The organism is Tolypothrix tenuis PCC 7101 (assembly GCF_963874875.1).
GTDB classification, from domain to species: Bacteria; Cyanobacteriota; Cyanobacteriia; order Cyanobacteriales; family Nostocaceae; genus Aulosira; species Aulosira tenue.
On record NZ_CAWNJS010000001.1, the window covers coordinates 3813253 to 3838228 of the forward strand.

Here is a 24976-nt window from a genome sequence, read left to right on the forward strand (position 1 = left end):
TAATGCTAATTGTGTAAAAACCGTATTTCATCTCCTGAGATGCGTAATAGCGGGTCATTAATAGACATCGCTTCCAAAGTGGCAATCATTGCGATCGCTAAGATGGGAGATGAAGTTTGCAGCTTAGTAGCTCTGAGTTGATTAGCACAGAACTATTGAATAAAAAGTGAATTACGCCTCAACTTTTGCGGTGGCGGTTGCCTAAACAAGCGACAACCAACAGCATAAATGAATACTGAACACCAAAAGTAACTGTATGCTACACCCAAAGCCAGTTATGAGGTACAGTTATCGTCTTTATTTAATTTGACTGAGCGCCAAAACAAAGCATTGTTCGGCTTAAACAACGTTTTAATGAGTCATCTTACATCATAGAGGAATGATTGTCTATGCAAACCATAAATTCTGGCAGAAATGACAGGTGATGAAATTACTTCTAATGGGAACTGATTACCACAAACTTTGTAATTTTGTCGATAATTTTCAAACCACGATTTTTAACAATTATTGAAGCCCTGAAGGGGAAATAGGCATTTTTAATTCATATCAGATCTAAATTGCAAACCTGAGTAACAATACTACCCTCCAGATCGTCACGCTAGAATCACAGGAGTTAATAGTAAAAAATATACTTTCCGGGTCTGAAAAAACCTGTGAAGTAATTGTATTTATTAAAGATGACTCTACTTTCCCCGTAGAACTCCAAAGCAAAATTATTTCTTACGCAGGTTAAAAAATGCATGTGGTGGCAGCTAGAGATATTACAGAAGCCAAGCAGTCCCCGGGAGCTTTGCAAACTCGAGAACATGCTCGCCGAAAACAAAGTCAAACACTGGTGCAGCTAGCAAGAAGTAAAACATTCCAACAAGGTAATCTCAATGCAGCATTCCAAGAGATTACAGAAGCTGCTGCTCGCACGCTCAATGTGCAGCGAGTTGGTGTATGGTTATACAACCAAGACCACTCGACATTAGAATGTATTGATTTATACGACTTTAAAACAAAAGAACATACCTGCGGCTTGTCGCTTTTGAAGGCCAATTACCCTGATTATTTCCAAGCTTTATCAGAGGAACGCAGTATTGCTGCCGATGATGCCATCAACGATATGAGAACTCAAGAATTATCCCAGTCTTATTTGTCTGTGTTGGGTATTGCGTCTTTGTTAAATGCACCAATTTGGCTAGGGGGTCGGTTAGTAGGAGTAGTTTCTCACGAACATTTAGGCGAGATTCGCCAATGGACTTTAGAAGAAGAGAATTTTGCTGGTTCAATGGCAGATTTTGTCAGCCTAGCGATAGAAGCCAGCGAGCGTAACGCTGCAGAGTCCGCACTGCGCCAGAGTGAGGCCCAATTCCGAGCAATTTTTGAGTGTTCCTCAATCGGTATCGGACTCATAGATATGAAAGTAGAAATAGTGGATGCTAATCCAGCATTATGCCAGATGCTAGGTTACAGCCGTGAAGAACTATTTGGGCAGAGGTTTACCAATTATATTTCCCAGCAGAAGGGAGATTTAGAGCTTTTTGGACAACTTGTTTCTGGCATTAATCAAGATCCAGAAAAACTTGTACAAAGAAATCGCATTGAGATGGAAAGACTTTTCCTTCATAAACAAGGAGGGTTAGTTTGGACTCATCTGTCAGTTTCAGTTATTCGTGACAGCTACGGTAACCCTGCGTTTTTCTTAGCTATTGTTGAAGATATTACCGAACGCAAGCAAACTGAGTTAAAACTGCGCGCCTCCCAAGCAGCTGCAGAAGCAGGGAGTCGTGCCAAAAGTGAATTTTTAGCGACCATGAGCCATGAACTGCGAACACCCCTGAACGCGATTATGGGTTTATCGCAATTGTTGCAACAAGAAATGGTCGGCCCTCTCAATGAAAAGCAGCAAGAATATATAAGTTGTGTATATAGCAGTGGTCAACATCTCTTAGCCCTAATCAACGATATTTTGGATCTATCTAAGGTAGAAGCCGGGAAAGAAGAACTGTTGCAGTTACCTTTACTAGTTAGAGATGTGTGTAATTATGTGATATCTACAGTATCAGACCAAGCTTTAGATAAGGAATTGGAACTGAGCAACGAAATTGACTCAGAAGCCGAGATTTTTATTGGAGATGAGCGGCGAGTCAAGCAAATGCTACTCAATCTACTGACAAATGCAATTAAATTTACACCAGCAGGTAAGGTATCCTTAGAAGTTAAAAAAGTCAGTAATGGTATTACTTTTACAGTTGCTGATACTGGTATAGGCATTGATCCTAATAATTTTCAATTTCTCTTTGAACCATTTAAACAGCTTGATAGCCGCTTAAATCGTCAGTATGAAGGTACGGGTTTGGGTCTAGCCTTAACACGCAAATTAGCACGTTTGCATGGTGGCGATGTTACAGTGGAATCGGCTTTGGGTCAAGGAAGTCGGTTTACATTGTTTCTGCCAGATCAACCTTATAGTGGTTCGTAATGGGTAATGGGTAATGGGTAATGGGTAATTGGTAATTGGTAATTGGTAATTGGTAATTAATGATTACGAAAGTAAGCTATAGATTGAGCAAGAGCGAACTGCAGGCATAAAGCTCAAGATTTCGTAGTGCTTAAGCTAATTTTTGTCAAAAAAAGCCGCCCTAGTGGGTGGCAAAAAATTATCAGTACAGCTTGAAGTTGTGTAGTAAGCAGCAAAGTGCTTACTACCTAGAAGACTACTAGCGATCGCAATTAGCAATCGTAGTACAGGTAAAATTCGTAGGGATGAGGACGTAGTTGTAGCTGCTTAACTTCGTTAACTAGTTTGTACTCGATCCAGTTTTGGATAAAGTCTTCTGTGAATACACCGCTTTCAGTCAAGAAGGCGTGATCATTTTCCAGAGCTTCTAATGCCAGTTCCAAAGAACCAGGAGTAGAAGGAACTTTTGCTAGTTCCTCTGGAGAGAGTTCATAGATATTTCTGTCTAAGGGTTCACCAGGATGGATTTTATTTTTGATACCATCAATACCAGCACAAAGCATAGCAGCAAATGCTAAGTAAGGGTTAGAGGTAGCATCTGGGCAACGGAACTCTAAACGTTTAGCTTTGGGGTTAGAACCAGACAGAGGAATCCGCACAGAAGCAGAACGGTTACCTTGGGAGTAAGCCAAGTTAACAGGTGCTTCATAACCAGGTACTAAGCGCTTGTAAGAGTTGGTGGTGGGGTTTGTGATGCCCAACAATGCTGGTGCGTGTTTGAGGATACCACCGATGTAATACAGTGCCATGTCACTCAAACCAGCATACTTATCACCACCAAATAGAGGTTTGCCATCCTTCCAAATAGACTGGTGACAGTGCATCCCCGAACCATTATCACCAAAAATTGGTTTTGGCATAAAGGTCACGGTTCTACCATATTTCTTGGCAACGTTTTTGATGACGTACTTATAAGTCATCAACCAGTCAGCAGCTTCGATGAGCTTACCAAAGCGGAAACCCAATTCGCACTGACCACCAGTAGCAACTTCATGGTGTTGTTTTTCAATGGGTACGCCGCAAGCTGCCATCGTCAGCAGCATTTCTGTACGCATATCCTGGAAAGTATCGGTAGGCGCAACTGGGAAGTAACCTTCTTTGAAGCGTGGTTTGTAAGCGAGGTTAGGGCCTTCATCCTTACCAGAATTCCAACGACCTTCTACAGAGTCTACGTAGTAATAACCTGAGTTGGCAGTTTGGTCAAAACGGGCATCATCAAAGATAAAGAACTCAGCTTCTGGGCCAAAGAAAGCTGTGTCACCAAGGCCAGTAGAAACTAAATAGTCTATGGCTTTTTGGGCAATCACGCGGGGACAACGGTTATACCATTCGCCTGTGCGAGGTTCTTTAATGCTACAAATTATACTTAGAGTTGGCTCTTTCATGAATGGGTCGATCCAGGCAGTGTTTGGATCTAAAACCATTGTCATGTCTGATTCTTCGATGCCTTTCCAACCCCTAATACTGGAACCGTCGAAAGGTACGCCATCAGTGAATGAACTTTCATCGATTTGGTTGTAGTACACGGTGAGGTGCTGCCATGTCCCTGGTGTATCGATGAATTTCAGATCAATCATCTGAATTTTTTGGTCTTGAATCAATTTCAAGACTTCTTGTGGGGTTGTCATTGTTACTCCTTCTCTGCCAATTAAATAAACTCAAACTAGAATCTTTAAACCACGCTGACCCTGCTGAGATGAACCCAATTGTGACACACCTGGAATATCCTAAGGATATGACATTAGGAATTTTTGTAGTCTTTGTTACAGATTCTCCAGTTTATAGCTTCTATTAACCTTTGCCTTATACCTGTACAAAAATCGAACATACCATCTCAGAGGGGTCAACTTTGGCATAGAATCCTTAAATAGCGGGTAGATTGTTTTGTGCCGATTCTATATTCTAATTGGCACAAAAAATGACTGGTGCATGAAGCAGCCAAATTAATATCAAACCATAGATAGTTAATGATTGGGAGAAATCGGAATGCGCGATGCAGTAACAAGTTTAATTAAGAATTATGACGTAGTTGGTCGGTATTTTGACCGGGATGCACTCGACAGCCTTAAATCCTATTTTGCAAGTGGTACCGCACGTATCCAAGCTGCGGCAACAATCAATTCTAATGCGGCTGCAATTGTCAAGCAGTCTGGTTCTCAATTATTTGATGAACTACCAGAATTGATTCGTCCTAGCGGCAATGCTTATACAACTCGTCGTTATGCTGCTTGTTTGCGGGATTTAGATTACTACTTGCGCTACGCTACTTATGCTTTGGTTGCTGGTAACACCAATGTCTTAGATGAGCGGGTTCTGCAAGGGCTAAGAGAAACTTACAATTCTTTGGGAGTCCCCATTGGCCCCACAGTACGTGGTGTGCAGATTATGAAGGAAATTGTTAAGGCACAAGTAGCAGCAGCAGGTGTCACTAATACCGCTTTTGTAGATGAACCTTTTGACCATATCAGTCGTGAATTGAGCGAAAATAATATCTAGATATTTGGGGCAGGACAAATGTCCAACCCCTCAAAATATCGACAGCAAACCTCCTTTGGAGGCAGCTAGATTCAGGAATGTGGGTTAAATAACCTGCAATATTTGTAGGGTACGTTAGGTGGCTGATTAATCAAAAATCTGGGGTCATGAGGTGACGATTTCGCACTTGGCACTTTACATCAAAAGTTTTGCATTTTATTTGATCTACATTCCTTTAGCAATTCGCTTTTTACTACTGCATAAAATACAATAAATTATCAATTTAAAAATAAAATTTAATATTTCCCAGGTTGGATTTACATACCTTCAGTGAATCCATAATCTTGGTAAAAAATTAAAATAATTCTTTATTTGTCAATGAGCAATTGTGCTAAAAATTTTGAGGGATATGCCCTCAACTGTGAATATGACTTTATCTGTTCAGAGGCGATCGCTTCATATTAATTAACAAACCCTCCTCAGCAGTTCACAGTCATATTCAGTAACAAAAATTAGTAATATTCGATTAGCATTGGCTCCTCAGGGACAAAACGCGAAACAAGGTTAGTTTTTTTACCTAAAGGCTTAAAAGAGGCGATCGCAATTGGAGTCTTAAGCTTTGTTAACTCTTGAATTTCCCAAAAAACTGCCCACCGGGGTTTATCGGCTGTAGTCGATGGCGGCAGAAACTTTGATTTACCTGAATATCTGCCATTGCGAGAATTTGCATGACCAATATATAAACCTCCCCAAGAGACTTCCGAGTTTAGAGGTTGATCCGCACGGTCAGAAGCATAAATTAATACTTCTACCGTCTTTTCTCCACGTAATTCATCTGCTTTGCGGAAAACTTCAAAAGCCATGCTACCGAAAGCGACTTTGATAATTTCATCGCTGAGTTCATTTTCTAGCTTTTCCATTGTGTCTAATGCAGACAGCAAATGCATCTCCGGAACAGATGCCAGAATCGCGAAAGAAGTTGTTTTAGCCATGTTCTGTTCCTATTTGTGTAACCTTGTAATTATAATTACGTTTTATGCTCACCTTGGTAATTTTGGCAGAATTATAGGTTCCTAAGTTAGAAGCCAATACGGTTCAGTTAAGAAGATTTTCTGTTGAGGCCAGAGGAGGCAGGGGGGCAGGGAGAAGGGGAGAAAAGCAATTACCAATTACCCAATGCCCCATGCCCATTTTCAAAACAATAATCGATGCCGCAATTGAGTAAGTTATTCCTTGGAAGTCCCAAATCCGGCACAATAGAAAATGCTCATGCTCATCTAGTTGATTTTTTGGCTAAACAACGACTCGACACACTCTTAGTAGAATTAGGTTTATGTACTTCTCGCGCCTTAGCACAGCGACTCATCCAGGCGGGAGAAGTCAGCGTGAATCAGCAGGTTGTTGACAAGCCTGGTACAGAAATAGATATTACATCTCACATTCAGATTAAAGAGCGATCACGGTTTGTTTCCAGAGGCGGTGAGAAACTAGTTAAAGCCTTAGAAAGCTTTGCCATTCCTGTAGAAGGGCGCATTTGTATAGATGGGGGAATTTCCACAGGTGGCTTTACCGATTGCCTGCTACAAGGTGGAGCCAAATTAGTTTACGGCATTGATGTTGGTTATGGACAAGTTGATTGGCGCTTGCGAAATGACTCTCGGGTGATTTTGCGAGAACGCACCAACTTACGCCAACTACAACCACAGCAATTGTACGCTGAAGCTGACCCCATACCTGATTTAGCAGTCGTAGATGTATCGTTTATTTCCTTAGCTAAAATTTTGCCTGCCTTGTGGCAACTCACTCAAGCGCCTCGCGAAGCAGTATTATTAGTCAAGCCTCAATTTGAAGTTGGCAAATCCCGTGTAGGCAAAAAAGGCGTGGTGCGCGATCCAAACGACCAAGCAGACGCGATTTTCCAAGTGTTGCAAGTGGCGCAAGCATTAGGTTGGAAATACCAAGGCTTAACTTGGTCACCCATTACCGGGCCAGCAGGAAATATCGAATATCTTTTATGGTTGAGAATGGACAGCGAAACACCATCGCCTGATTTAGAAGCAATTCAGCAAATCACTAAATCAGCTGTGGCTGATTTGAGGGAATAGGGGGACTGGGGACTGGGTATAGGGAATTGCTTATTTCTCCTTGTCTCCCTGCCCCCTGCCCCTTTTCCTCTTATTTGACCCTTCACCCTTCCTAAACGTCGTATATCAAGCACTCGATTGCTTCTGGATGTTGTTCGCAGTAACTTTCTAAAAAGGTTTTGCGTTTTTTAGCTTGTTGTTGATGAGCTTTTTCAGCTTGCAATTCTTCGACAATTTCCCATGCTACAGCGCAATTAGTAGAATCACTGCCGTTGCGATCACAGGTAGAACGGGCTTCATTAATAGCTTCTAAAATCGCTTGTTGCAAAGTTTTAGTGCCATTTTGATCGGCAGTCACAGCAGCTTGAACTACTTCTAAATTTGTCTGCATGATACTTTTACCTTTATGTATTGCGATAGAGATGAGACTGCTTGTAAAAGATTCTTTCGCAGTACGTTCTATTTTGACAAATATTATTAGAAATAGCTTCAATATAAGGGCTTATTTCAATATTTCTTGAAAATAGCTGGATGTAAAAAAATAATCAGTAAATATAAAAAATGCAACAATCAATAGATATAAATTTGCTGATATCTTTCGGAATACGAGAAATTATTGATAACCAAAGTAACTATTTTCTCTATTTTTACTGACTTAGTTATAGCGTGAAAATGCCTACTATGCCTCAGTAGAGGCTGAAAGCGATTTATAATTTTTACTTTTTGGTGTGTTTTGCCACTGTTGTTTAAATAGATTTTTTTGTTTATAAGTAATGTGATATTTGCCATTTACTTTTCTTTACAAATGGAGGTAAGCACTCAAAACTTAATCTTTTCTTTGTTGTTAAGATAGGTAATTAATGTCAGAATGAACCGTCCGTTATTAGGGATTGTTTGGGATTTACTCAGCACCCTATTGTTAACCATTGTTGGTACTTTTATTGCCAGCGCACCTAGTATTAACTTACTTTCTAGTGGTGTCGGGTTTATTTCAGGAATTAGCGCCTCATATTCTGGAAGACTCGACTCCCTATTTGCTAATAATTCTTCTGTTGGAGTACTGGCTATTTGTGTAGCCGAGGGCAATTGTCAGATTGATGGCAGCAAAACCAAGAACTATTTTCAAAATATTGATCCAGGTAACGGCTTGATAAATAGAGGTTGGTGTTCGGATCAAGGAAGAGGTGGTTCTAATCTGGCAAATGCAGATGCTGGATGTCTCAGTCGCACAAAAAGCCGTATTCCCCGCCTCTTCGAGAGAATGAAGCGCGTAGGACTCAATCCTGAACAGTACGAAGAAGCATTTGTGAATGCAGCTGACTTATGGAATCAAGCTTCTCCCAGAGTCAGCGATGCTTTTCCCACAACCTTTCGTGCAGCACTTAATCGAGGATTGCAGGGAAAAGAAGCGATTTTGTGGGCACGTGTGGAGGCTTTTCGCGATGATTCTGGAGAACTATCAGCTGGCAACATAAATCTCCAAAGAGGTGTTTATATAGGTTTGTTTGGTATATGTGCAAACCCTCAAAACACCTATTATCAAACCCGCTTGCAGACTTATCCTTTAATGTCAGAACGCTGGCGTTGGTCTTGTATTGCGCTTGATCAAAATAGGAGAGTCGAAGCTATTCAACGTGTTTTTGTAAGTATTCAGTAAAGGATAAAGGGTGAAGGATATGCCCCTGCGGGGAAGCAAGCTACGCGTAGCGTCTCCGTTCGTGTTAGCCTCCCGCAGGGAAGGACAAGGGTGAAAGGCATTTCCAAAAGGGAACAAATAATTACAAATTTAGTTTCCTCATATCCCTCATCCCCCTTATCTTCTCAACCTCCAACCACCAATTAACACAAAGCTTTGTTGGGGTTTGCGATCGCCTGGATAGTCAAGTGCGATCGCAGCTACTGGTTCATACCCTCGGGGAATCTTGCATAATCCCTTTGCTTTGCCTGCATCAAAGCCTGCAATTTGGTGAATAAACCAAGGGCTGTGGTTTGCACTGAAAGACTGGAAACTGCTGTGCTGAGGACAGGGGAGAAAACCTTTAACATGAATGTAGGGTCTGAAAACCCAGATGCTCAATTTGTGCAAGTTGAAAACAGCTAGGATTTAATTTCAAGCTGTTTCCTGTGTCTTGCTTCCTTAATTCCTTTTGGTATTAAAACTATGTATCCAGCTGATTTTATGCTTGCTTTAAAACCTTGATGGGAATCTGAATGATAAATTCAGCACCTTCTCCAGGGGAAGAAATGCACTCTATTCTTCCACCATGTTTTTCAACCACAATCTGATAACAAATTGCTAATCCTAACCCCGTTCCTTTACCTACGGGTTTAGTAGTAAATAAATGGTCAAAAATTTTCTGTTTGACTTCTGCTGTCATTCCGAGACCATTATCTTTAATTTGAATCACAATGTTATCCTGGTCTTCACTGAGCTTGGTAATTATGGTAATACAATTGGGATTGGCTTTCATTTCATCCATACTCCATCCCATATTGGAATCTTCCAAAGCATCAATAGCATTGGCTATCAAATTCATAAACACCTGACTAAGTTGACCAGGGAAACATTGAACTGCAGGGAGTTCGCCATATTTTTTTACTATGTCAATAGCAGGACGACTGTCTGAAGCTTTTAAACGGTGCTTGAGAATTAAAATCGTACTGTCGATGACTTCATGGATATTACAGGTAATTGCTTTTTGAGTGTCTGCTCGAGAAAAAGTACGCAAGCTGACACTCACGTCATAAATGCGATTTATACCTTCTTGCATTGAAGCAATTAGTTTAGGCAAGTCTTCACGCACATAATCTAAATCTATAGCTTTAATTTTTTTGGTAATTTCTGCAATAGGTTCGGGATACTGCTGTTGATACAAGCTAATTAACCCTAGCAAATCTTGGACGTACTCTCTGGCTGGTTCTAAGTTACCAGCAATAAAACCTATTGGGTTGTTGATTTCATGTGCTATTCCTGAGACTAAACCACCTAAAGTAGACATTTTTTCACTCTGTACCAATTGCAATTGCATATGCTTGAGATCAGAGAGAGATATTTCTAACTGCTTGCCATAGTCTTGTGCTTGCTGATAAAGTCGCGAATTTTCTAAAGAGATAGCAGCTTGGGATGTGATTAAATTCAAAATAGTAATGCGATCCCTAGTAAATGCATCTGTCGCCAGTTTATTCTCTAAATACAATATCCCAATGAATTTACCATGATAAAAAATAGGAGTGCACAGAATCGATTTTGGTTGAGATTCTTGGATGTAAGGGTCTGATTGGGAAATCGCCTCAGCAATAGCATCATTGAACACTAGAGGTTCCTGGGTTCTGGCAACATAGTTAACGATAGAAATAGGAATATCTTGACTATCACTAACTGAGATAGATTGCCGAACCACGGAAGAATTATTTGCAGTTTTTATCGCTTCTATAAACAATTCATTCCCTCTCATTAATATGAGGCAACATTTTTGAGCTGCAGCATTTTCTAGAATTATTTCTAAAAGAGTATTTAGTAATTTATCTATAACTATTTCACTGCTAATTGCTTGCAAAGACTTAACTACAGTCGCTAAATCCAAAACACCATTGCTGTGGCTTTTACTGTCTAAGTGATTAATCTTTGTTGTAGCAATAGTTCTAGTTGCATCCATTTCTATATCTTTGATAACTTCATTCCGAATTATCAAATTAGAGTAGCGTTCATCCAAATCTTGCACCTTTGCTATAGCTCCCCAACGTATATAGCTATAGTAGGCATCAGTCATATATATTTTGGCAATCTTCTCTTTACCCAAATTTAGATAAAATTTTGCTGCTAGTTCATTTGCTAAGGCTTCTTCTTGGATATAACCATTCTCTTTAGCTCCTGCAATAGCAATATCATATAAATCTATTGCTACCTGGATTTTACCTAATATTCGTGCTTTCTCTGCCTCAACTAAATCATATTTATTTTTAAAATTACTCAATGATTGCTTCATCCATTTATTCATTTGAGCTTGATTCAACTCTACCTGTTTTAAATATTGCCTTTGTTTTTCTACTGAGGCATTATTGTAGAGAGCTAAAAGAGCTAGAGAATGATAAAAGTTATTGGCAACATAAATTAATAATCCTGCATTATTCGCATGGGTTTCTTCTGCTATTAATGCATTTTCTATCGCTAAATCATATTCATTAAATAAATAACATATAATTGTTTTGCATCCATGATAAAATCCTTTAAAAGAATAATTTTTTGTTACTTCTTGTGCCATTGTTCTTTCATCAAATGCTTCGCCAATTAAGGCAGCTTTATTCAATGATATAGCCTGTAAATTTAAAGCGGCTTGTCTAAAAATACTTGTAGCGGCTGCTAGTGTTTCAAGTTTTAACTTTTGCATTAACTTGATGTAGCCCAAAATCTTCTTATCTACAATTTCTAAGTTTTCTCCAGACAGCAATGAATGGTAACCTGCAATTACCGCACAATAGCCAGCATTTTCTATATTTCCCATTTCCAGTCCACTATGCATCCCCTCTACAAGAGAAGCTATTGTGTCTTTAACAGGCTCTTTAAAAAATCTAATAGTGGCATTAAATACAAAGTAAACTGTTGCTTTCAGGGAGTTAGCATTCTTATTTGCCAAGGACTCTACTGCTAACTTTCCTAATTTATATCCTGCATCAAAATCACTGAACTTATCAGATAAAATTGAACCGTAAGCTACATAACCATAAGCTGAAACAGGCGATTTGCCATATTTAACAGATAACCTTACCATTGCCAATACAGAAAGTACAAAAATTAGAGACCCAGCTTGACTAGCAGCAGGTACAATTTGTAACAAAATTTGCATAGCTGCTAATTTATGTGGGTCAGACATTTCCGGCAAGAAAGCTAAGTCTTCTATTGGTTTACCTAATAATGTTAATTTAGTCTGAATTATTGCTAAAATAACATCTAATTTAGTTGGTTGTTTTGGTAATTTTACTCCTAATTCTTTGAGGACTTCTACACCAATTTCTAAAACTTTTGGCATTTGATTTTCTGCCATATAGCTTAACATTTTTATCTCATATATCTTTACCTTATCTAATATATTTTTGGCTTGTTTAATTGTTAAATCGCCTAATAATTTCGATTGATTAAAATTACCAATTAAATATTCTGCTTCTGTCGTTTCAACATATAAATTTAGTGTTAATGTATAGTCTTTATGCCAACTATCTATTGTTAAAAGTTCTAAACCTGTATTTAAATACTTGACCGCAGTTTCATAAGCTGTAGCTTGTTTAGCTTTTTTACCAGCCATAAGATTCAGTTTGGCTAGTTCATCTTTTTCAGATTGTTGAGTAAGTAAATCTAAACCAAAATTAAGCTGGTTGACAATATCTAAAATATTTTCTACTAGAGATTCAGATGGTGTCTGCTGTAATAGTAGCCGACCTATTTTTAAATGAGTTGCCTGTTTTTTATCCTCTGGAATTAGAGAATAAGCAGCTTGCTGAACTCTATCATGTAAGAATTTATAACCAACTTTTTTACTATCAAAAGTCCAATTACCTGAATCTTCTTGTTCAAAAACTAAAGGTATACGATAAGCATCATTTAAAGGTAAAATTAACCCAGAGTGCAAGGCATAATCAAGCTCATTAGCACTATTGATAGGAGATTGTTCACTTACTATTGACAGAACATCTAGAGAAAATCTACTGCCTATACATGCTGCTAACTTTAATATGTTTTGTGTAGTTGCTGGTAAGCTTTGAATTCTGCTAGCTACCAGTTCTACTACACTCTTATTAATAATACCTATTGCTTGGATTTCATCGATATTCCAATGCCATGAAGCAGTTAAAAAATTAAATACTAATAATTTTTCTTGGTAAAGTACTAACAGTAACTGTGTTAAGAAAAAAGGATTACCGCCCGTTTTATTATAAAGTAAATCGGATAAATTTTCTATTTTAGCCGAGTATTCATTTAATGCCTCTGCAACTAAATCATTTACATCATTGACCAAAAGCGGTTGTAAAACAACATTATTAACAACAATATTGTTTTTTTGAATTTCTTCTAATGTTTGAATTAATGGATGTACAGAGCTAACTTCATTATCTCTATAAGCTCCTATTAAAAGTAAATATTCGCTGTTAATGTCAGTAATCAGCACTTCCATTAGCTTCAAAGTTGCTGAGTCTGCCCATTGTAAATCATCTAAAAATATGACTAGAGGATGCTCTTTTTTAGCGAAAACACGAACAAATTCGCTAAAGACCTGATTGAAGCGGTTTTGTGACTCTGATGCTGCTAATTGAGCTACGTTTGGTTGTTTACCTACAATCAATTCTAATTCAGGAATTACATCAATAATAACTTGCCCATTAAAGCCTACAGCCGCTAAAATCTTACTACGCCATTCTTCAAGTTTAGTGATATTTTCAGTCAAGAGTTGCCTGATTAATCCACTAAAAGCTTGAATCAGGGATGCATAGGGCATATTACGTTGAAATTGGTCAAACTTCCCACTAATAAAGAAACCTTGAGCGCGAGTAATAGGTTTATTGACTTCGTTAACAACAGAAGATTTCCCAATTCCTGAATAACCGGAAACCAATATAAGTTCGCAACTTCCCTGACTAACTCGTTCAAAAGACTCCAAAAGAGAATTGATTTGAGAATCTCTTCCATAAAGTTTTTGAGGAATCAGCAACTGACTCAAAACATCTAAACGACCAGGGGTAAATTCAATGATTTTGCCTGTTGTTTTTAAATCTTTCCAACAAATTTCTAAGTCCGCTAAAAGTCCTTTTGCTGTTTGATAACGATCTTCAGCATTTTTTGCAATTAGTTTCCCAACAATCGCCGCAATGGTATTCGGAACTTCTGGATTTAATTCCTTAATCTCTACAGGCTCTTTGGCAATATGGCAGTAGATTAATTCTAAGGGGTCATCACTTTCAAAAGGTAGTTTTCCCGTCAGCATTTCATAAAAGGTAATACCCAGAGAATAAAAGTCACTTCGGTAGTCGAGAGTACGATTCATTCTCCCAGTTTGTTCTGGAGACATATAAGCCAAAGTACCTTCTAATTGCTTGGGATTAGCTAATTGTGGTGTTTCTTTATTGAGTTGTGAGGCTATACTGAAATCTGTAAGTTTGACAACACCTGTTTCCGGATTAATAATAATATTGCCTGGTTTAATGTCTTTGTGAATGATATGATAACTATGTACTGACACTAGAGCTTGTGTCATTTGAAATGCAATATTCATAAAACTATCTAGCTCTAATTTCCTAGTGCTAAGTAGTTGTTTAAGTGATTGTCCCCCAAAATCTTCAAATACCAGTGCTAATCGATTTTCGTGGTTTTCTAGCCTCAAAACTTTGACAACATTTTCTAAATTAAGATTCTCTGTAATTTTGTATTCATGTTTTAAATTGATAATTGCATCTAAGGATGGATACTGTGCTTTGAGAATTTTTAAGATAACAGATTGTTTGTCGATTTCTGATTTTGCACGATAAATAACTGTGTCATCTCCTTCATAGAGAGTTTCGTTGATTTCGTAATTTTGCATAAAAGAAAATGTCAGCATTACAATACCCTTCTTAGTAAGTTTTTATCAGACCAATTTTGTATGAAGGCTGGCCTACAAAAAAACCAGCCACCAACAGCACCAATTACACCAGAAAATAAGAGATTAAGACAATTTAGCGCAGTTTCACACAGAAACGGTATAAGTTTAGAATTCCCATTTGGACGCTAAAATCACCTCTTTGCCACTTTCCGTTTCTGCAACTTGCCCATAAGCAATCATTTTTGGGAATGTTTTAGTCTGAAGACATACTGAAGTTGGATGTTGAAATCTCGAATAATCAAAGGTTTTGAGATTCTACATTACAGAACTTTACAACGTGGGTAATTTTGAACGTATTTTGTCCTACCCCCAATTAGCTATAACCTAGTAAAAAAATTTATGAACTATATACTGCAATATCGAGCCTTCTTAAAACCTCATATTAGTCTTGAGAAGGCTATAACACACCAATACAATGAAGCTAAGGAACTTCTATAAATGGTGTATGAACCTTGATGGCTTCTGTAGAGGTGTCGGCCACAAAGCTAGGCATGTATTTATAAATCAAAGCTCTGTCTATTGTTGGGCACTGGATGCCATAATCCTTTATGGCATTCAACGTATCATCTACTTTTAATATCAGAGTTCGATGATGTACTTCCAGAATAGTGCTGCGGTTCTGGTACACTTTTTCTTGGAAGAAGGAAGTCAAAGGATACAAGGAATTAACAGGTGTTAAAGTGGAGAGCGCATTCAACCAGTTTTTGGGTGAAATTTTTTGTAAAGGATAGCCTAACTCGTGAATGAACTCAAATATCTCTACATTACTTATTTCATTTTCCCGAGGGACAACAATATTGTAATTACCACCTGTCCGCTTTGGATCTAGGGAAACAGAGGCTATCAAAGCAGCAACATAGTCAACAGGTACGGGAGTCCAGTATTTTTCGGGCCAATCTGGGTACATACCCATCTGAATGCAACCTCTAATAAAGCGGTAGAATGTATCATTGAGGTTAGCAAAGCCTGTTTGCCTATGTCCAGAAATAAAACCAGGACGGTAAATAGAGACGGCTAATCCTTGTTCTCTTGCGGTTTTTACCATACGTTCAGCAACCCATTTTGACCGTATATAGCCACATTCTACGGACATAATTGGTGCGCTGATATCAATATCAAAATCTTCAGTAACTTCATTAATACCTAGTAATGAAGTTAATGATCCATAGACAGCGAGAGTTGATAAGTAATGCAATGTTTTGTGGCGATGGTGGGCTGCTAAGGCAATTATGTTAGCAGTACCATTGACATTTGGCTTTTTAATTGCTGAATAAGGTTTGATGTAATTAGTGTCAGCAGCTACATGATAGATTTGATCAACTTCTTCGCCTAGTTTGTCAAATACCACTGATGGTAGTTGCAATTGTGGCTGCTCGATATCTCCAGCGATCGCATATACTTGTGACAACTCTGCTGTTGGCAACTGATACTTCACAAAGGTGGCAAGGAGCTTTGTCATTGCAACTGTATCGCTTTCAGCTCGCACTATACAGTAAATTTTTTGATATTTACCTTTTTGCAGCAGTTCATGTAACAGGTGTGCTCCTAGAAAACCTGTTGCACCTGTAATTAATGCACAATCATATTTATTTTGTGGTGTCTGTTGCCAAACAGATGTATTTAATTGTGGAGAAAGTTTAGCTTCTACTTGTAAGTCAATCTGTTGCTCATCAGCTATATTGTTAATTTTGAGTTTATATTTTTCTAACAGTTTTGCTAAATCAGATGGAGTAGGATATTCATAAATTAAGCGAGAAGGAAGAGATACACTAAAATCACGATCAATCGCATATAATACATGGGCTATACAGAGTGAGTTGCCACCTATATGAAAGAAATTAGTGTCAGGAGTACAACTACCAGTAGGTAGCTGTAAAGCTTGATCAAAAATCGCAGCAATTTTAACAGCGTTATCTATAGTATTAGCGATAAAATATGGTGTTTGTGGTAGTTCTGGTAAAGCATTACGGTCTACTTTACTGCGGTTAGGTAGCAAAGGCAATTCATCAATGAAAATAAACCGAGCAGGTACCATATAATCTGGTAGTTGTTCCGCAGCAAATCTTTGTAGATGCTTGTCAGTCAAAAACTCTCCAGTTTTAGGAACGATATAGGCAACAAGCATTGAAATCCCATAGTTTCCTGGTATATTGCTAGTTTCTATTTGTACAGTTTTAATTGCTTTCACTGTGTTTGCCTGTACACCAGGGTGTTGGGCAAGTACCATTTCAATAGCTTCTAATTCTATCCGCTTGCCTCTTATTTTGACTTGATTATCAGTTCTACCAGCATAATGTAGTAGCCCCAGATGATCAGGATCTTCATAAACGATATCACCAGTTTTATATATCTTGCCTAAACCAAAGGGGTTATCTATAAAAGAAACATTTGTGATATCTGGTTTGTGGAGGTAGCCTTTAGCTACTCCTACACCACCTACATATAACTCGCCTTTTTCACCTCTATTACAAAGTTTTAGTTCTTCATCAAGAATGTAGAGTTCTACATTCGGTAATGCGTAACCAATGGGTAAATTAATATCCTGGGGCTGAAACTCGTAAATTGTGCAACAAACTGTAATTTCTGTTGGCCCATAAGCATTGAAAAAGCGGGTATGAGGTGAAATCCATGATTGAGCAAGTGATGCTGGGCAAGTCTTGTTGAGTATTGTATTGATTTTGCCTAACAAAGGTGAAACCCATGCCTTAGCAAGTGATGTGGGACAAGCTTCACCACCTACTACCACTGTTTGTAAATAAGGCAACTGATCCCGAAACTGAGTGAGCGTTGATAGTACAGAAGGTGGTAGCATCGCCCAATTTATTTTTTGTCTAGCAATAAAATTTGCCAACGGTTTTCCAGGAAGCATTTGCTCTCTTGCACCCAGAACCAAAGTTGCTCCACCACATAAGGCTGTGACTACTTCCCAAATCGCAGCATCAAAGCTAATTGAGGCAAACTGAAGTAAACGTAACCCTGGTTTAATCTCAAAAGTACTACAGCTTGCCAATGCTAAATTTAGTAAACCCTGATGGGTCAACATTACTCCTTTAGGTACACCAGTAGATCCAGAAGTATAAATAATGTAAGCTAGTTGCTCTGCTTCTACTAATTGAGGTGTGACGAGAGGTAGAGTTGATTCCTGCCAGACAGAAGGTGTATCTAAAAAACATATATTCCCATCAATACCACTCTGGCGTAATGCGGGCTCAATATCAAAAGCAAACTTTTGTTGTGTCAAAACAGTATTTAGTTTTGCATCAACAATCATATAACTGAGCCTCTGACGAGGTAAATCTGGATCAAGGGGAACAAAAGCTGCACCTGCTTTTAAAACTGCATAGATAGCAATAACCATTTCAAAAGAAGGTTCTATACAGAGTCCAATCAAACTGTTAGATGTTAACCAATTTTTGGCTGTCAAATATTGATACAAGTGTTCTGCTCTCTGATATAACTCCCCATAAGTCAACTGTTGCTCTTCCAGCACTAATGCAACTTGGTCTGGATATTGTTGACAAATAAAATCCAGTAGGGACACTATCGATGAATGAGATTGTAAATATTTTAAATTGTTGTTTTGTACAGACATATTTCCTAGTTGAATTAATGATCCTTAATTAGTACTACATTCCCTTTGTATGAATGCTGTTTTTCTTAACATCTAATCATTTGATTGATGTCAAGCAGCTTTAGCTATTTATTGCTCGAAGATATAAATACTCTTAATTAAGAAATTATTTTTTTAGTTACTATTAAAATATTTTCATGTATATCTAATGTTGATGATTTTAATAACATTAATATAGTCTCTAAATAGATTATGGCATACACTTTATTAAAATAAATGGTGTTAATTCAATCTTCATTAAGAAACCAAAACCAGCTTTTTTAATTATTGATTTATAAGTAATTTCACTACTTATTCTGTTTTTTTAAGAGTAACTACTGAGATAATTTATATATTTTTTAATTTTTTGTAGAAATGAATATGTATCTGCTCAATAATTTCATTGAATCGAGATGAGCGGATGAAAAAATATCTGGGCTTTTGTCCTAGGATTCATGGTTATCGGTGGGATCAGTGTAATCTGCGATCGCTTTAGACACAGAAAATCCCCAGAGACAAGAACGACAAATTACATGGTTGCACCAAATTCAGCCTGTTGAGGTCAAGGTATTGTAGATGCTTGCGCTCACACTGTCTTAATAGATAACAAAGTAATACCACCAGCAGCCGATTTGCTGAGAGCGATCGCCATGACCTTAGACTGTCCCATACCACCATTTTTAAATTCGCGGTGTTTCCACAGCTAAACCATCTAATGTCAAGCCGTGATTGGGAGTTGGAAGGGAGACAAAGTCAGACCAGCACTGCGGGAGACTTGCTTTCCCTGAAGGGAAAATTTTTGACTTTTGAGTACAGACGCGATTAATCGCGTCTCTTTGACCCTTGAGCAAATATTAACCGCACAACTCAAAATATCAATCCCATCACCAGATTTTTTCCTGAAGAATTTGTTGGGAACTGGATTCAGGTAAACTAGCGTCATGGGCGGAAGAACAAGTTAATAGTGAAGACTGTTCAGGAGTGCAATTAATTTTAGTTTTTTACTCAGCACTCATGACTCAACACTCAAAACTGTTTCGCTGAGAGGTGAGTTATTAACTTAAAACTCTTCCAGACAGCTTTGCTTGCTACCGTATAGTTCCCCTTTTCATTCTGGGGTGAGGTAGTTAACAATGGGTTGAATGTGTTTCAAATGATTCAACTTTATGCCTAGAACACCGAATGAATACGCAGTACATCTTCTATTAGAAAGTGGTCACCGCGAAGAAGTACGTTTCCCTACGATTCAAGAGTTCCAGAAGTGGTATAGTGGCGAACTTGTTCCCAAGGCAGCCTCTAATGACTTTATTAGCGTGCCGATCAAGAATATTCAAGGGGAGTATATGGTAGTACGCCCATCTCGGGTTGTCGCAATTCGAGTAGAACCAATTTTTAGTTCTAGTGTTGAAAGATTTAGCTAAATGAACAGAAAAACCCTTGCTTTGCTTTCTTTAAGTCTAGGAATTACATTTTTAAATACATTTTGGTCAGCTGTGGCTCAGATTCCTATTTACCCACCGCCAGAACAGACTCCGCCAGCGATACCCATCCCAGTACCGCCAATCACTCCCGAAATTGAACCACCACTTAAACCGATAGACTTAGAAAGCAATTGTACCCCTAGCTCTGCTTGTTTGGGTTGGGATGAGCAAATTTGGGGTAGCAGGGTGAAACGCGGCGATCGCAAAGCGCTGTTAGCAGCCATTGATAACAGCTTAAGTTATTTAGAAAAAGATAAGGCGATCGCTGCTTATCAACAATATCCAATTAAAGAAATTACCTTAGATCGGGTACGTCGGAGTTTAATTCGCTTCCGTCAGTTGGTGGTTAAATCTAAGTCACCAGCGCAACTGCAAGCTGCTGTGCAGCGAGAGTTTACCTTGTACCAATCTATAGGGAATGACGGCAAGGGTACTGTTAAATTTACTGCTTACTACGAGCCTGTTTATCAAGCTAGCCGCGTCAAAACTGCTGAATACAAGTATCCCCTTTATCGTCTACCACCTGATTTTGATAAATGGGCTAAACCCCACCCAAAAAGAATTGATTTAGAAGGAAAAGACGGATTACTTGGCGATAAAAGCCAGTTAAAAGGTTTAGAACTTTTGTGGTTCCGCGATCGCCTCGATGCATACATGGTTCATATCCAAGGTTCTGCCCAAATTCAATTAGCTGATGGTAAAAAAACCTCTATTGGTTATGCAGGTGGCACAGATTACCCTTGGACAAGTATTGGTAGAGAACTGGCAAAAGATGGCAAATTGCCCCTTGATGGATTAACTATGCCGCGTTTAATCCAGTTTTTTAATCAAAATCCCCAAGAATTGAGTAATTATCTGCCTCGCTGGGAGCGATTTGTCTTCTTTAAAGAAACTAGTGGTGGTGCAGCCACAGGTAGTATTAATGTCCCCGTGACAGCAGAACGTTCCATTGCTACCGATAAATCCCTGATGCCTCCAGGCGCGCTAGCCTTGATTACTGCTTCTATTCCTTATCCTAATAACTCAGGTAGCTTAGAATATCGTAGAGTTAACCGCTTTGTCCTAGATCAAGACACAGGTAGCGCCATCAAAGGCCCAGGAAGGGTAGATTATTTCATGGGAACTGGCAAATTAGCAGGCGATCGCGCCGGTATCACAGGCGGTAACGGCTCATTATATTATTTACTTTTAAAAGAATAGATATTGGGCATGGGGCATTGGGCATGGGGCATTGGGCATGGGTAATAGAAATTTGTCTCCCAGCCCCCAATCCCCAGTCCCCAGTCCCCAATCCCCAATCCCCAGTCCCCAATCCCTAATACGGCGGATAACCAAAATCATCCTCATCCGCGTAAATATAAGAACTAGAAACACCTGCCATCTCTACCTTAGGTGTTTCTATTTTCACAGCTTCCTTACCAAACTCTTTGTGGTCTTCAAAAGACTTGCAAATTATTGCAGACTCAGGCGAATCGGAAGCTATTAAATATTGTGTTAATGTCCCAATTGTTGGATGTTTAAAATCTACAGTAGAAGCCACCAGGACTGTATTTGGTTCAATGCCTCTTTCTTCACATTCAATTATCGGCGAAAAAATACCGTGAGCGTGGAATAACGGGCCTTTTGGCGTTAGGGGTTGCTTTCTGTAACCAGCATAAGCCTTTTCTAATTCAGCCACAAAACCACTTACAACTTTACCTTGTTGATATTCACAGTAAGTTTTAGCAAAACTTGCCCCAGCTGCACCATTAAGAGTTAATTGTAATGGTGTGTCATGTAGGAATTTTTTATCCTCACCTACTATAAAAATTAGGTAGCGAGTAAAAGTTTTAAATTTAAGTTTATCTGCTAAAAAAGCATCATAATTCTCTTTAAGTGTACCCAACTTCAGACCTGTTTCCCGGTCTTTGACAGACAATGGCCCCCGTCGCACAATTACTAAATTGGGGGTAGGAGTGATAAATATAGTTTCCACTCCAGAGCTAAATTCATGCTCTACCTGTTGCCAATTATCGTCTGGCTGAAAGCCTACAGCTTGGGCATTATCGAGCTTAATCGCCAAACCGTAAGATTGAATACCATCTGTGCCATACCGAGGATTAATCATCTGACACCAGGGGATGACTTGAGAAGGCGGTGCATTAAATTTCTCGTCCTCAAAGTCGAACTTAGCAGATGCTTTCATCGTTTTAGGCTATCGAAGTGTTTTGCTAAATAAGTGTATCAGCAGTCAACAGGAAAGAGTCAAGAGTTAAAGCCCAAGGGTCAAATCTTTAACTACTTTTATACTTTGGCTACTAATAATACTTTTGTACCACCTATCTAGTATATCGAGTCAATTCTCAAGTTTAATTCTTGCAGCAGTTCTTGAGGATGTGTGGCTACAAATTACTGCGTATTTACGAATTAAAATACAAAATTCGCTAAAATCTGCTGATTATTAACCATAAAAACTCCATCCCCTTGAGGTTGGAGTTTCTGGACATAGGGAATGGGGCATCATGGGCAAGAAGTTCCCAATGCCCAATGCCCTAAGTGGCGGAGCAGCTATTCCTCTCTACTCACAAGGGGATGAAGTTTCCCGCCGCTTTCTATGAACTTTAGGGTAAAACTTCTGGCTCAGATTCTCTCACGGCTAAAGTAACAGGGCTAAGTTTCTGAGCATTAGATGCTTCTAAAATAGGTTGCTGATTTGCTGTTGCTTCAGCCAGAGTAACTTTTTTGCTGACTGCTAAATTATCGCGCTGGTTGATGAGATAAATACTAATTAAAGTTAAGAAAACTCCCATCCACTGTAAGGGACTGAGGACTTCTGAGAGGAAGAGATTACCAAAAAGTAGCGCAAAAATTGGTGTTAGGAAGGTAAGAGAACTGAGACTGGTGAGATTACCACTAGAAGCGAAGTAGAAAAATAATCCGTAAGCGATCGCACTACCAAATATTGTGGCATAACCCAATGCCAGCCAATCGGATGTAGCAAGATTTTGCCATTGCTGGGATTCTACAACTGATGACACCCCCCATAATGGCAATCCACCGATAATCATGTGCCATCCTGTAGCTACTACGGGATCTGCATAGCGACAGACAAACCGAATCAATACTGTTCCTACCGCCATTGATAACGCAGCTAGCAACATTAACCACTCACCGCTAGCAAATAACTGTTGCCAATTACCGATTGTGACATTTACACCAGAACCCAGAAGATGGAAAATCAACTCATCGGGCAAGCCAATTAAACTGATACCAGAAACTCCCAATCCTAACCCCAGCCATCCCCAAAAACCAATCCGTTCTTGAAATAGCCACAACGACAGTAAAGCTACAGCCAAGGGTTGAGAATCAATCATCACAGATCCCAATCCGGCGCTAGTTCTCACTAGTCCCTCTGCCAAAAACCCTTGAAAAAGAGTTCCATCGATTAAAGCAAATAAGGTAATCCATAACCATGCACCCCATCCCTTGGGTTGGGATCTACCCATCAACGCTGCTGCTACGAGAATTAATATCCCAGCTGGTAGCAAGCGCACTCCTGCCATAAATAGTGGTGTGGTATGGGGTATCACTCCTTTCATTGCTACCATTGCCGTACCCCATAAGAAAAAGGGAGCAATGAGTAGTAAGTAAGCTAAGGGAAATCGAGATGCACTGATTTTCAGATGCATGGTTTTGCTGATGCCTAGATTTACAGATGCAAAATTGCTTTAACTAATTTTACCTAATTATGTCTTTTTGTGAAGGAAACAATACTCATACCTAAATTTTGGATTTTGCCAATTTGCAAAAAAATAAGGGCTTGTGCCCTTTTGTGCGAAATTTCATCTCTAAAATCTCAAGCAGCTTTAGCTATGATTTGGCCTGAAATTAATTGATGAACAAGAGAAAACGTGAAATGAAACTAATTCCATCTTCTTGATTGGTGATTGGGCGATGAATTTTGCAATTTTGAATTAGCAATTATGAAAATGCGAGTACGTCGTTATTAGAGAAGGGTTTGAGGATTGGTGAATTTCTATTCTGTAGGTTTTTCTGGTGGCTCAAACTTATAACCATAACCCCGAACAGTTTTAATAAATTCGGGGATAGTGGTATCAACTTCCATTTTTTTGCGGAGTTGACCAATATGTACATCAACTACTCTTCCATCTCCCACATAATCGCAACCCCAAATTTTCTGGATGAGCTGAGGACGACTCCAAGCTTGACCTGGGTGGCTAGCCAAAAAATGTAAAATATTAAATTCTAGGGCAGTTAATGATAGAGGTTTATCGTTAAGTGTTACCTCTCGCCCATCAGGATTAATTGCTAACTGTTGAAAGACGAGGCGTTGTGCTGGTGAGGTGTTGACTGTACGCATACGCCGCAACAAAGCTTGGACTCGGACTTCTACTTCAGCTAGGCTAAAGGGTTTGGACATAAAATCATCAGCACCTGCAGCCAAGATTTTAATTTTATCAGCTTCGTCAGTTCGGCTACTTAGTATCATCACTAAAACGTTAGTGCGCCGTTGCATTTCCTGGCAAAGGGTATAGCCTGTGCTGTCTGGTAAATTCCAATCGAGGATAACTAAATCTGGTTGAAATTGATCGAATAAATTTAAAGCAGTCTTACCATCTGCTGCCGACTCAATATGATATTTTCGACTTAAAAAGCGATATATGAGAGTTCGGACACCGTAGTCGTCATCTACAACAAGAACTTTGGGATTAGTAGCAGGAACCATCACCATAACTTTCTAGCCCATCATTTATAGTCTATTGTCTATGTGGCGATTTGATATGCGATCGCTACTTTGTGAAATGCTACCCTCAGAGATTATTTGCACCCGAAATAAATTGTGTAGTGCTGAAATTATTCCCATCCTAACCTCAGATGCTTACGTATATACTTATGGCTTTCCGTCAGGTAGCGGTTGCTCACCAAACATTGTCATTATAGTACTTGATTTGACCGCAATTAACTTTTTATGATATCTAGTGAAGTACTTGACCATAATTATTATCCTACAAAGAAAGATTTCTGCCGAGCTTGTGATATTTTTAATTACCAGTCAGTGAACTTCATACTCAGAAATAAATCATGAGCAAGCTCTCAAATACCTAGAAAATCTGATAATTATTGGTTAATGTTAATTGAAGCTAACGTAATATTTTTGACAATATTATTGATTCTTGAAATCATCAGAAACA

The 24976-nt window shown here is 38.9% G+C and carries 15 protein-coding genes; 6 read left to right on the forward strand and 9 right to left on the reverse strand.

Going from position 1 to position 24976, the window contains the following annotated elements:
• The first annotated feature begins 736 nt into the window (after window positions 1-736).
• A complete protein-coding gene (locus tag AACU25_RS15595; protein ID WP_096577067.1) occupies window positions 737-2467 on the forward strand; it encodes a GAF domain-containing protein in 1731 nt (576 codons plus the stop codon).
• A gap of 251 nt (window positions 2468-2718) precedes the next feature.
• Here AACU25_RS15595 and glnA read toward each other — a convergent pair whose 3' ends face one another.
• Entirely contained in the window at window positions 2719-4134 is a 1416-nt protein-coding gene (gene glnA / locus AACU25_RS15600; protein WP_096577069.1) for a type I glutamate--ammonia ligase, read from the reverse strand.
• A 358-nt stretch (window positions 4135-4492) separates the two neighbouring features.
• Here glnA and apcB point away from each other — a divergent pair, with 358 nt between their 5' ends.
• Complete coding sequence (apcB, locus tag AACU25_RS15605) at window positions 4493-5002, forward strand: allophycocyanin subunit beta (protein WP_045874112.1); 510 nt, start codon at window positions 4493-4495, stop codon at window positions 5000-5002.
• 491 nt (window positions 5003-5493) lie between these two features.
• On the opposite strand, the gene AACU25_RS15610 is transcribed toward apcB, so the two are convergent.
• Window positions 5494-5973: a hypothetical protein gene (locus AACU25_RS15610; RefSeq protein ID WP_096577071.1), complete on the reverse strand. Its 480-nt coding sequence runs from the start codon at window positions 5971-5973 to the stop codon at window positions 5494-5496.
• A gap of 297 nt (window positions 5974-6270) precedes the next feature.
• Here AACU25_RS15610 and AACU25_RS15615 point away from each other — a divergent pair, with 297 nt between their 5' ends.
• Window positions 6271-7086, forward strand: a complete 816-nt coding sequence (locus tag AACU25_RS15615) for a TlyA family rRNA (cytidine-2'-O)-methyltransferase (RefSeq protein WP_096583800.1) — start codon at window positions 6271-6273, stop codon at window positions 7084-7086.
• 91 nt (window positions 7087-7177) lie between these two features.
• Here the strand turns inward: AACU25_RS15615 and AACU25_RS15620 are convergent, their stop codons facing one another.
• Window positions 7178-7456, reverse strand: coding sequence for a Calvin cycle protein CP12 (locus tag AACU25_RS15620; RefSeq protein WP_096577073.1), 279 nt, complete (start codon window positions 7454-7456; stop codon window positions 7178-7180).
• Window positions 7457-7933: 477 nt separating this feature from the next.
• Here AACU25_RS15620 and AACU25_RS15625 point away from each other — a divergent pair, with 477 nt between their 5' ends.
• Entirely contained in the window at window positions 7934-8722 is a 789-nt protein-coding gene (locus tag AACU25_RS15625; protein WP_096577075.1) for a hypothetical protein, read from the forward strand.
• Window positions 8723-8878: 156 nt separating this feature from the next.
• On the opposite strand, the gene AACU25_RS15630 is transcribed toward AACU25_RS15625, so the two are convergent.
• The 3 genes from AACU25_RS15630 to AACU25_RS15640 all read right to left on the reverse strand — a co-directional run bounded on the left by AACU25_RS15630 (window position 8879) and on the right by AACU25_RS15640 (window position 18285).
• On the reverse strand, window positions 8879-9142 hold the full coding sequence (locus AACU25_RS15630; protein ID WP_190445692.1) for a nitroreductase family protein: 264 nt from the start codon (window positions 9140-9142) through the stop codon (window positions 8879-8881).
• A gap of 100 nt (window positions 9143-9242) precedes the next feature.
• Complete coding sequence (locus AACU25_RS15635) at window positions 9243-14651, reverse strand: trifunctional serine/threonine-protein kinase/ATP-binding protein/sensor histidine kinase (protein WP_096577079.1); 5409 nt, start codon at window positions 14649-14651, stop codon at window positions 9243-9245.
• 463 nt (window positions 14652-15114) lie between these two features.
• Window positions 15115-18285 (reverse strand): non-ribosomal peptide synthetase family protein, encoded by a 3171-nt coding sequence (locus AACU25_RS15640; protein WP_096577081.1) that lies wholly within the window; start codon window positions 18283-18285, stop codon window positions 15115-15117.
• A 1184-nt stretch (window positions 18286-19469) separates the two neighbouring features.
• Here AACU25_RS15640 and AACU25_RS15645 point away from each other — a divergent pair.
• Window positions 19470-19724, forward strand: coding sequence for a hypothetical protein (locus tag AACU25_RS15645; RefSeq protein WP_096577083.1), 255 nt, complete (start codon window positions 19470-19472; stop codon window positions 19722-19724).
• The gene (gene mltA / locus AACU25_RS15650) at window positions 19725-20984 is read left to right on the forward strand and encodes a murein transglycosylase A (protein ID WP_096577085.1); all 1260 of its coding nucleotides are present in this window, start codon (window positions 19725-19727) and stop codon (window positions 20982-20984) included.
• A gap of 115 nt (window positions 20985-21099) precedes the next feature.
• Here mltA and AACU25_RS15655 read toward each other — a convergent pair whose 3' ends face one another.
• The 3 genes from AACU25_RS15655 to AACU25_RS15665 form a co-directional block, all read right to left on the reverse strand.
• Entirely contained in the window at window positions 21100-21969 is an 870-nt protein-coding gene (locus AACU25_RS15655; RefSeq protein ID WP_096577087.1) for a DUF5895 domain-containing protein, read from the reverse strand.
• Between the two features lie 415 nt (window positions 21970-22384).
• Window positions 22385-23452 (reverse strand): DMT family transporter, encoded by a 1068-nt coding sequence (locus tag AACU25_RS15660; RefSeq protein ID WP_096577089.1) that lies wholly within the window; start codon window positions 23450-23452, stop codon window positions 22385-22387.
• Between the two features lie 347 nt (window positions 23453-23799).
• Entirely contained in the window at window positions 23800-24516 is a 717-nt protein-coding gene (locus AACU25_RS15665) for a response regulator transcription factor (RefSeq protein WP_096577090.1), read from the reverse strand.
• Between the last annotated feature and the right edge of the window lie 460 nt (window positions 24517-24976).

Bases quoted from the DNA above. Each gene is read 5' to 3' on its own strand.
- AACU25_RS15665 (WP_096577090.1), bottom strand. From the start codon at position 24,516: ATGGTGATGGTTCCTGCTACTAATCCCAAAGTTCTTGTTGTAGATGAC.
- AACU25_RS15660 (WP_096577089.1), bottom strand. From the start codon at position 23,452: ATGCATCTGAAAATCAGTGCATCTCGATTTCCCTTAGCTTACTTACTA.
- glnA (WP_096577069.1), bottom strand. From the start codon at position 4,134: ATGACAACCCCACAAGAAGTCTTGAAATTGATTCAAGACCAAAAAATT.
- AACU25_RS15610 (WP_096577071.1), bottom strand. From the start codon at position 5,973: ATGGCTAAAACAACTTCTTTCGCGATTCTGGCATCTGTTCCGGAGATG.
- AACU25_RS15635 (WP_096577079.1), bottom strand. From the start codon at position 14,651: ATGCTGACATTTTCTTTTATGCAAAATTACGAAATCAACGAAACTCTC.
- mltA (WP_096577085.1), top strand. From the start codon at position 19,725: ATGAACAGAAAAACCCTTGCTTTGCTTTCTTTAAGTCTAGGAATTACA.
- AACU25_RS15645 (WP_096577083.1), top strand. From the start codon at position 19,470: ATGCCTAGAACACCGAATGAATACGCAGTACATCTTCTATTAGAAAGT.
- AACU25_RS15595 (WP_096577067.1), top strand. From the start codon at position 737: ATGCATGTGGTGGCAGCTAGAGATATTACAGAAGCCAAGCAGTCCCCG.
- AACU25_RS15625 (WP_096577075.1), top strand. From the start codon at position 7,934: ATGAACCGTCCGTTATTAGGGATTGTTTGGGATTTACTCAGCACCCTA.
- AACU25_RS15655 (WP_096577087.1), bottom strand. From the start codon at position 21,969: ATGAAAGCATCTGCTAAGTTCGACTTTGAGGACGAGAAATTTAATGCA.
- AACU25_RS15640 (WP_096577081.1), bottom strand. From the start codon at position 18,285: ATGTCTGTACAAAACAACAATTTAAAATATTTACAATCTCATTCATCG.
- apcB (WP_045874112.1), top strand. From the start codon at position 4,493: ATGCGCGATGCAGTAACAAGTTTAATTAAGAATTATGACGTAGTTGGT.
- AACU25_RS15620 (WP_096577073.1), bottom strand. From the start codon at position 7,456: ATGCAGACAAATTTAGAAGTAGTTCAAGCTGCTGTGACTGCCGATCAA.